This window comes from Spirulina subsalsa CS-330 (assembly GCF_028330765.1).
Classification (GTDB): domain Bacteria; phylum Cyanobacteriota; class Cyanobacteriia; order Cyanobacteriales; family Spirulinaceae; genus Spirulina; species Spirulina subsalsa_A.
In genome coordinates this window covers 1-8948 of the sequence record NZ_JAQMTY010000089.1, presented here as the reverse complement: position 1 = coordinate 8948, position 8948 = coordinate 1, and the positions used below count along the sequence as shown (strand labels likewise).

The window sequence follows — 8948 nt, the reverse complement described above, 5'->3', positions numbered from 1 at the left end:
GTCGTTCTCGAAAAAGGTGGAGAACCACATTGGGGCGATATGGCTGTTCATCCATGAGTACAATCGGGGCATCAGAGAGAAGCTGGCGGAGCAAGATGCCCCTATCTTTTCCTCTAGCCTGCACTAAAATGCACTACCGTTTGATCGAATTGATGGGATCTGATTTTGAATGCCGAAGTGCGTCATTCTAGAGCAGCAAGGGTTTCAATCTCTGATGCACTCGATATGAAGGAAGCTCTGGGAGCAATCTTAATGAGTTTACGATGCAAATAATAATCACAGTTTAAAGCAGTCTTAAAGGATGGGTAATTCTCGATTGTGTGATGATTGAGAATCCAATACTTTTGTGAAGATAGATTGAGCTTGGGTCAATGTCATCAAGTTCTAACGTCATGTTTCCTAAACGATCGCTTTGGTCGGTTAAGGTGCGCAACGCCATAGTTGTCGCTGATCGGGTTCAGATCGGAGCGCAGGAGAGCGCGATCGCAGCTTTGCAAACGGGTTAAATCCAATTGGCGAACCACATTCGCAGTTGATAGGCATCCGGCGACAGGGGTAACCCTAAATAAATCGGCAACCAAAACCAAAATGCTAGGATACTGACCCCCAGCACGACACAGCCACAGGCCCACCACCACCACGATCCCTGCCAACACCACCGATCCACCCCGTAGGCGAGGGCGATCTCTGCGAAGATGAGGGCGGCCATGTAGTGGTAGAGGAAGGTGCAGCGGCTAACCTGGGCCCAGGGGAGCAGGTTGGCGGCGTAGCTAATCAGCAGATAGAGAGAGATGCCCCAGGGTAAAGGGACGGGAACGAGTCGGGAGGGGGAGGGGAGAAAAAAAAGAAGGAGAAGGAGAGCGATCGCGCCCGTTGCTCCCCACCAGAGGATCGGGTTGCCCATGGCGTGGACATCGTAGATCAGGGTGCTGGCGTTGCTGGGCAGGGGGGGATAGGCGGGGACGGTTTCATTGAGGCTGCGGGCGGTGGCGTAGAAATAGGCCACGGGTCGCCACATCAGGAGCCAGCTATACCAAGGGGAACAGTAGGGATGCACCTCGCTGCCGCTGCCGACGGCGTGGTGAAAGGCGAGGATTTGGCGATGCACTTGCCAGAAGTTGGGGGTGGGGTTGAGCCAGAGGTGAGGAATCCACAGAAGGCAATAGGTGAGGAGGGGGATGAGGGCGAAATACAGGAGGGCGGGGAGGGGATGAATCCGGGCAAGGGCATTGAGGGGGAAGGCCTGGGCGGTGTGGAGCCGGTGGGGAACGATCCACAGCAGGGCGATCGCGACGATCCACAGCAGGGCGATCGCGAAGAGATACCCCAACCCGTTCCACTTCACCGCCGCCGCACAGCCAAACCACACCCCCGCGAGGCTGAACTGTTGCCACGGTTGGGGCGGACGGCGGGAACGGAGGCGATCGCTCACCCAATCACTCACCTGGCGCAGGGTGGCAAAGCGTGTGCCGCGATAGTCCCGAAACCAGCGCACCTGACGTTTGGGCTGGGCGGGAATCCGAGGCAGGGGCGGGGTTCGCAGTCCCCGGAGCAGGTAGAGATGCCCTAACAGGCCGAACAAGACTAGATAGATATTGTTGAGACCGTAGCGGGATTCCACCAACAGCAGGCCATCCAGGGACAGGAGCAGGGCGGTGGTGATCGCAAAGCTGCGCCGCTGGCTGAGGTGGTAGGTGATTAATGCCGCGATGATCGGAACCCAAGCCCCGGCGATCGCATTCAACCATCGATAACTCAAGGTCGAACGCATCGATCCTGTTAAGCCGTTGATCATGTCCGGCGGCACGGGCCACCATGACCCAATCCACATCGCGATCGCCATCAGGGTTTGGCTCAGGGGCGGATGGGAGTTAAACACCGGCTCACCGATTAAATAGCGATTGGCGAACACCGGGTAATAGATCTCATCAAACACCAGGGTATTAAACTGCCCCAACCGCCAAAACCGAAGCGCGATCGCAATTCCGAAAATAGCCCCCAGGGCCAACGGGAATCCGTAGCGTTTAACCGATCGATTGAGCGTCGCGAGAAGCATAGCAGGGGAATTTACGATCAAGCCAGGGGGTCAACAGATCCATATCCTGCTCAACATTAGCAATGATTCCTCGGTTTAGCCTGTTGAATAACCCAAATTGCGAGTCTGGATCAGGCCGGCGATTGGGCAGGAGTGAGCCAGAGGCTCACACTAATAGCCATTGCGGTCATCCTCATGTAGTGCGAGCGTCTCGCTCGCTGCCCTGGCCGGTGATTGGGCAGGAGTGAGCCAGAGGCTCACACTAATAGCCATTGCGGTCATCCTCTGTCGTGTGAGCGTCTTGCTCGCTGCCCTGGGCTGATCGACGGGGGTTGGGACGGAGGAGAATTTTTAATCCCGATAAAATTTGTCGGGATTGTTTGACGGTCTTTTTTTGCCTGTGCTACTATCAGGCAACCGTTGAATAGAGAGCACGATCAACCCATGACCCAAACAATCCTCAAGCACAGCGAATCCGCCACCTTCACCCACCTCAAATCCAAAGAAGGCGACTACACCTACGACCTGTTGCCGATCAATATTTGTGAAAACACCTTTGCGCCCCTCGAAGTAGCCTACGACTACGACAAGATTCGCGCCACCGTCACCCGCGAAACCATTGCCGCCGGCCCAAACTCGATTTGGCGTTATCGGTCGTTCTTGCCCGTGGCGACGGATAACGTGATTGATGTGGGAACGGGGATGACTCCCTTGGTGAAGTCCACGCGCCTCGCTCGTCGTTTGGGTCTGAAAAATCTCTACATTAAAAATGATGCAGTGAATATGCCCACCTTGAGCTTCAAGGATCGGGTGGTGTCGGTGGCTCTGAGCCGGGCGCGGGAATTGGGATTCTCCACGGTGTCCTGTGCGAGTACGGGGAATTTGGCGAATTCGACAGCGGCGATCGCAGCCCACGCGGGTCTAGAATGTTGTGTTTTCATCCCCTCGGATCTCGAAGCCGGTAAAGTCCTCGGCACGTTGATCTATAACCCCACGGTGATGGCGGTCAAAGGCAACTACGACCAAGTTAACCGCCTCTGTTCTGAAGTGGCTAACACCTACGGCTGGGGCTTCGTCAACATCAACCTGCGCCCCTACTACTCCGAAGGCTCGAAAACCCTCGGTTTTGAAGTGGCCGAACAACTGGGTTGGCAACTCCCGGATCACATCGTCGCCCCGATCGCATCCGGCTCCCTTTACACCAAAATCCGTAAAGGCTTTGAAGAGTTCGTTCAATGCGGCCTCGTGGAAGACAAGCCCGTGCGCTACAGCGGCGCTCAGGCCGAAGGTTGTTCCCCCGTGGCCCAGGCCTTCAAAAATGACCGCGACTTCATCGACCCCGTCAAGCCCAACACCGTCGCTAAATCCATTGCGATCGGGAATCCTGCTGATGGGGTGTATGCGATCGAGCAAGCCAAGCAAACCAACGGCCACATTGAATCCGCCACCGATGCCGAAATCATCGACGGGATCAAACTCCTCGCCGAAACCGAAGGCATCTTCACCGAAACCGCAGGCGGCACGACGATCGCCGTCCTGAAAAAACTCGTTGAAGCTGGTAAGATTAGCCCCGATGAAACCACCGTCGTCTACATCACCGGCAACGGCCTGAAAACCCAAGAAGCCGTCCAAGGCTACATTTCCGAACCCCTCACCATCGAAGCCAAACTCGACAGTTTCGAGCGGGCTTGGGAACGTGCCCAGACCCTCGAACGCCTCGACTGGCAACAGGTTTTAGTCTAAGTCCCTTGCCCTCACCCAACCCTCTCCCACAGGGAGAGGGCTTCTGGCTCCCTTCTCCCTAGGGGAGAAGGGTTGAGGATGAGGGCTATTCTAGCCATTCTTTCTAGTTCTATTCTTTTGAGTTCAAGTCACCATGGCGATTAAAGTTTTAGTTCCCACCCCTCTGCAAAAATTCACCAATAATCAAGCGGTGATCGAAACCACGGGCAGCAATATCATCGAATTGATCGACCAACTTGAGGCGGCCTGTCCGGGGATTAAAAACCGGATTTGTGATGAAACCGGGAAGCCCCGCCGCTTTCTGAATCTGTATGTCAACAGTGAAGATATTCGCTTTTTGGACAATGAAACCACGGCCCTCAACGATGGCGACGAAGTGAGCATTGTCCCCGCTGTGGCTGGGGGTTAATCCCAGTTCCACAGGGTTTGTCAAGTTTGCGAAACTGCGATCGCAGTTTTGCAGAATTCAACGGTTAATCACAAAGCCCTAGTGCGATCGCATTGGGGCTTTTTCTTGGGCAATCAACGGAGAACCCTGGGGAGTGATCGCCCCGTTTGACGATGAGCGATCGGCGATCGCCCTCCTGCCATGGTTCAATTGGAAGAAAGCCCCCTCTTTTTCGCCCTCTATTCCCCCCAAGCCTGATGTTAGCGAAGCGAATTTTGCCCTGTTTAGATGTCAAATCTGGCCGTGTGGTCAAAGGTGTTAACTTTGTCAATTTGCAGGATGCGGGTGATCCCGTCGAACTCGCCCAGGTCTATAACGACGCGGGAGCCGATGAACTGGTATTCCTCGACATCACCGCCACCCACGAAGACCGCGACATCATCCTCGATGTGGTCTATCGCACCGCCGAGCAAGTGTTTATTCCCCTTACTGTCGGCGGCGGGATTAATTCCTTAGATAAAATTAAAGAATTATTACGAGCCGGAGCGGACAAAATTAGCATTAATTCCTCAGCGGTGCGCAATCCGGACTTGATTAAGGCAGCGAGCGATCGCTTCGGGAATCAGTGCATTGTCGTGGCGATCGATGCCAAACGTCGCCCCGATCCGAGTAACCCCGGCTGGGATGTCTACGTGCGCGGCGGCCGCGAAAACACCGGCCTCGATGCCCTCACCTGGGCCAAAACCGTCACCGCCAACGGCGCAGGGGAAATCCTCCTCACCAGCATGGATGCTGACGGAACCCAAGCCGGGTACGACCTCGACCTCACCCGCCAAATTGCCGATGCGGTCGATGTGCCCGTGATTGCCTCCGGTGGTGCGGGGACGACCGAGCATATTTACCAAGCCTTTACCGAGGGACGAGCCGAAGCAGCCCTGCTAGCATCCCTGTTGCATTATGGTCAATTGACCGTAACGGAAATTAAAGATTATCTTCAGCAACATCAAATCCCTGTACGCCTGTAGGACTGTAACCTTTCCTGACTTAACAACGCTCAACATTCTGTAGATTTATAGATTAGAATAAGGGTGGTCGTTACAAAACGTAAGATATGTTGATTCCTATTCTAATTTTTGATGTGGCACTCGTGGCATGGTCACTCCATCTCATGCAAGAGGCTGTTCAAAAACAGGAATTTTCGTTGATGCTGGCCGGAACCTTAGTCTCCCTTTCGGCGGCGGCGCTCCTCGTCGTCTATTTCCTGATGAATAACTGCTTGAGTTCCCTCAGCGGGAGTAACTACATTTCCTATTTTTAGGCTTCACTCTGCCCGATCCGATTTTTTTTTCGCAAACACTTGACAACGACCAGCCTAATCAGACATATTAAATAACGCACGATTCGGGGTTATAGCTCAGTTGGTAGAGCACCTGCATGGCATGCAGGGGGTCAGCGGTTCGAATCCGCTTAGCTCCATAGATTAAAACCAAAACAAGTACAGCACCAGAGCCAAAAAGCAGGCTGCTCATCGCTCGTGGGGTGCTGTGAGCGAAGTGTAACGCACCATCACACTTCGCGTTGAACTATAAATCGGTGGGTGACGGCGGATTGCTGGATTGCCGTGATGGCGGGAGTTTCCGCCGCCTAACCCACCTTGCGCTGAAGCCTGCTTAGAATGACGGGATTTGCAGTGGCTCACCAAACCAGGCTTGGGATAGAGTATCGAAATCCCCGGAAAAGCGTTTGTGGCGGATAAAGACATTCACCCATTCCAACATATCGAGATCGCCGCGCCGCACGCCGATATAACAGGGGGAATTTTTCATCACAAACTTATTCTCAATTCCGGCCTCTGGGTTATCCTGAATCACTTGGCCCACAATCGTGTTACCGGCGGCAATCAGATCCACTTGCCCGCTCAATAATGCCGAAATGGTGATGCTGTTGTCTTCAAAACGACGAATTTCAATGCCTTCTGGTGCTTTTTCGGTCACTTCGAGGTCTTCGAGGGAACCTTGAGTGACGCCAATGCTGAAACCGGACAGGTCTTCGTAGCTCGACACCTCAGCCTCGGCGGGGCCATAGACCCCAGAGAAGAAGGGCGCGTAGGGGGTTGAGGAGAAATAGATGGATTTGGCCCGTTCGGGAGTTGCGCCTAAGCTCGAAATCACCAGATCCGCTCGTCCGGTTTGGAGGTAGGGAATGCGGTTGGTGCTGGTGACGGGGATGAGTTCGATGTCTACTTCTAAGTCTGTGGCGATCAGTTTGGCGACTTCAATGTCGTAGCCTTGGGGTTCGCCATCGGTTCCCACTGACCCAAAGGGCGGGCTGTCTTGGGGGACGGCGATTTTAATCACACCTGCGCTCAAAATACTATCGAGGGTGTTCCCGGCGGGGGCGGTGCTTTCGGAATCTTCGGTGGCGGTATCGGATTGGGCGGTGGTGGTGCTGCCGGCCACGTCTTGGGAGGTGATTGACCCGCCGGCACAGGAGGCAATCCCCAGGGTTAAGAGACTACTCAAAAAAACCGCCATGAGTAGCGATCGCCAACGGGGGGACAGGCCGAGGGTATGACTAAAAAATCGAGACATTGCGGTGAACATAAACGATCCTCACAGAGAAAAAATAAGGTTAAGCAGGCATGCGATCGCTGGCGGTCATCGAGTTTAGCGATCGTAGGAAAACTGACGCTCTAAGCGCCGACTCCAAAGCGAGAGGGGGAAGCACAGACAAAAATAGATCACCGCCGCTAGGGAATACACTAAAAACGGCTGAAAGGTCACGTTACTAATCGACGAGGCCGATCGCGTCAGTTCGACGAAGCCGATCACGGAGGCGAGGGAGGTTCCCTTCACCACCTGCACGGCAAACCCCACCGTGGAGGGAATCGACAGGCGCACCGCTTGGGGCAGAATCACCTTACGAAACTGTTGAAAATAACCCATTCCCAGGGCTTTGGAGGCTTCCCATTGTCCCTGGGGGACGGCTTCGACGGAACCCCGCCAAATGTCCCCTAGGTAGGCGCTGGTGTAGGTGGTGAGGGCGATCGCCGCAGCAACCCAGGCAGAAAAGTTAATCCCAAACAGGACAGAAATCCCGAAAAAGACTAAGAAAAGCTGCATCAGCAGCGGCGTGGCCTCGAAAAACTCAATGTACAGAATGCTAATTCCTTTAATCACCCGGTTTGCGGAAATGCGCATCAACATTAACAGAAACCCCACCAAGCCACCCCCCACAAATGCGATCGCCGAAAGTGCGATCGTCCATTGAGTCGCAATTAACAAATTAGTCAGAATTTGGGCTAGGGTAAACTCTTGCACAATTCAATGGTTTAAAGGACTAACGGATATATTTTGTAAACGCAAAAAACTTTTGTTGAATCCCGTAGGCGATTAATTTAATCACCCAAACCAGCCCCACATACATCAAGGAAATGGCGAGATAAATCTCAAAACTGCGGAAGGTACGGGATTGTAAAAAGTTGCCCACAAAGGTCAATTCTTCGGCGGAAATTTGCGACACGACGCTACTAAACAGCACCGCAATCACAATCTGACTCACCAGGGCTGGATAGATTTTTCCCAAGGCAGGGACGAGGATCACATGGCGAAAAATCTGCATTTTATTGAACCCCAAGGCCATCCCGGCTTCAATTTGGCTGTGGTCAATTCCTTCAATTCCGGCCCGCATGATCTCGGTGGCATAGGCCCCAAAGTTAATCGCTAAGGCCAAAACTGCCGCCTGCCAGGATGACATCCGAACACCAATACTAGGCAGGCCAAAGAAGAAAAAGAACAGTTGAATTAAAAAAGGGGTATTGCGAAAAAATTCCACGTAGGCGGTGGCCAGCCAATTCAGCAGGCGATTGTGGGAGGTGCGCCCCAATGCGCCCGCGATCCCAATGGGAAGACCGCAGGCGATCGCAACGACCACAATTTGCAAGGTGAGAAAAATCCCTTGGGCAAAGAGTCCTAAATTGTTCCAAACCACGGAAAATTGAGGAGTGTAGTCCATCAGACGCAAGCTCGCTTACTATCCTATGTGCAGAGTAAAGGGTGCTTTCGGTCTTGTTTGTGTAACTGGCTACAGTGGTTTTGATGGCTTGGGTGTGGGCATTTGGTTGATAATGGTTTGGGTTTGGACGGAAACGGTACAGACGCGCATTAGTAAATCAATGACGGTTTCTTTGTAATCGGCGAATTTGTAGGTGTTGAATTTTTCGCGGATGGTGGGGTCTTTGGGTTTCTTTTCTTTATGTTGGTCTAAGACCCATTCGATCGCGCTCCGATTCCCTAATTTATAATCCCAAGCGATCGCAGGAATGCCCTGAATTGTGGTGATCCCATCAAGGGCGATCGCGCCTTTGGTTTTGTCGGGTTTGAGTTTGGGTTTGTTGACTGTGCCGGGTTTGAGGGGGAGATCGATGCGCTGGAGGGGATAAGGTTCAATGGTTTCGTAATTGAGGTGCAATTCTATGAGTTGTTTTCCCCAGTTTGCCCATTGCCAAAAGTCATCATGGAGGGGCAATCGGGGAAAGTCGCGTTTGAGGTTTTGCTCGTATTTTTGGCGATAGTGGGGATGGTGCAGGATGGCGTAGGTGTAGTGGAAAATGTCGATTTTTTGGATTGCCCTCACCCAACCCTCTCCCACAGGGCGAGGGCTAATTTCTCCCCTCTCCTGCGGGAGAGGGCTAATTTCTCCCCTCTCCTGCGGGAGAGGGCTAATTTCTCCCCTCTCCTGCGGGAGAGGGCTAATTTCTCCCCTCTCCTGCGGGAGAGGGGC

General features: G+C 53.4%; 9 protein-coding genes and 1 tRNA gene. 5 read left to right on the top strand and 5 right to left on the bottom strand.

Going from position 1 to position 8948, the window contains the following annotated elements; genetic code table 11:
- Positions 1-502: 502 nt before the first annotated feature.
- Positions 503-2056 (bottom strand): phospholipid carrier-dependent glycosyltransferase, encoded by a 1554-nt coding sequence (locus PN477_RS05965; protein ID WP_272147077.1) that lies wholly within the window; start codon positions 2054-2056, stop codon positions 503-505.
- A 423-nt stretch (positions 2057-2479) separates the two neighbouring features.
- Here PN477_RS05965 and thrC point away from each other — a divergent pair, with 423 nt between their 5' ends.
- The 5 genes from thrC to PN477_RS05940 all read left to right on the top strand — a co-directional run bounded on the left by thrC (position 2480) and on the right by PN477_RS05940 (position 5642).
- Positions 2480-3778, top strand: coding sequence for a threonine synthase (thrC, locus tag PN477_RS05960; RefSeq protein WP_072619261.1), 1299 nt, complete (start codon positions 2480-2482; stop codon positions 3776-3778).
- Between the two features lie 133 nt (positions 3779-3911).
- Positions 3912-4187, top strand: coding sequence for a MoaD/ThiS family protein (locus tag PN477_RS05955; RefSeq protein ID WP_072619262.1), 276 nt, complete (start codon positions 3912-3914; stop codon positions 4185-4187).
- A 236-nt stretch (positions 4188-4423) separates the two neighbouring features.
- A complete protein-coding gene (hisF, locus tag PN477_RS05950) occupies positions 4424-5191 on the top strand; it encodes an imidazole glycerol phosphate synthase subunit HisF (RefSeq protein ID WP_272117075.1) in 768 nt (255 codons plus the stop codon).
- A gap of 86 nt (positions 5192-5277) precedes the next feature.
- Complete coding sequence (locus PN477_RS05945; RefSeq protein ID WP_072619263.1) at positions 5278-5484, top strand: hypothetical protein; 207 nt, start codon at positions 5278-5280, stop codon at positions 5482-5484.
- Positions 5485-5569: 85 nt separating this feature from the next.
- A tRNA-Ala gene (locus tag PN477_RS05940) sits at positions 5570-5642 on the top strand.
- Between the two features lie 194 nt (positions 5643-5836).
- Here the strand turns inward: PN477_RS05940 and PN477_RS05935 are convergent.
- From PN477_RS05935 to PN477_RS05920, 4 genes are all read right to left on the bottom strand, one after another.
- A complete protein-coding gene (locus tag PN477_RS05935; RefSeq protein ID WP_272147073.1) occupies positions 5837-6769 on the bottom strand; it encodes a transporter substrate-binding domain-containing protein in 933 nt (310 codons plus the stop codon).
- Positions 6770-6832: 63 nt separating this feature from the next.
- Entirely contained in the window at positions 6833-7486 is a 654-nt protein-coding gene (locus PN477_RS05930; RefSeq protein WP_272117070.1) for an amino acid ABC transporter permease, read from the bottom strand.
- A gap of 19 nt (positions 7487-7505) precedes the next feature.
- Positions 7506-8180, bottom strand: coding sequence for an amino acid ABC transporter permease (locus PN477_RS05925; protein ID WP_272117068.1), 675 nt, complete (start codon positions 8178-8180; stop codon positions 7506-7508).
- Between the two features lie 69 nt (positions 8181-8249).
- On the bottom strand, positions 8250-8948 hold a 699-nt coding region (locus tag PN477_RS05920), incomplete at its 5' end, for a type ISP restriction/modification enzyme (RefSeq protein WP_417158756.1).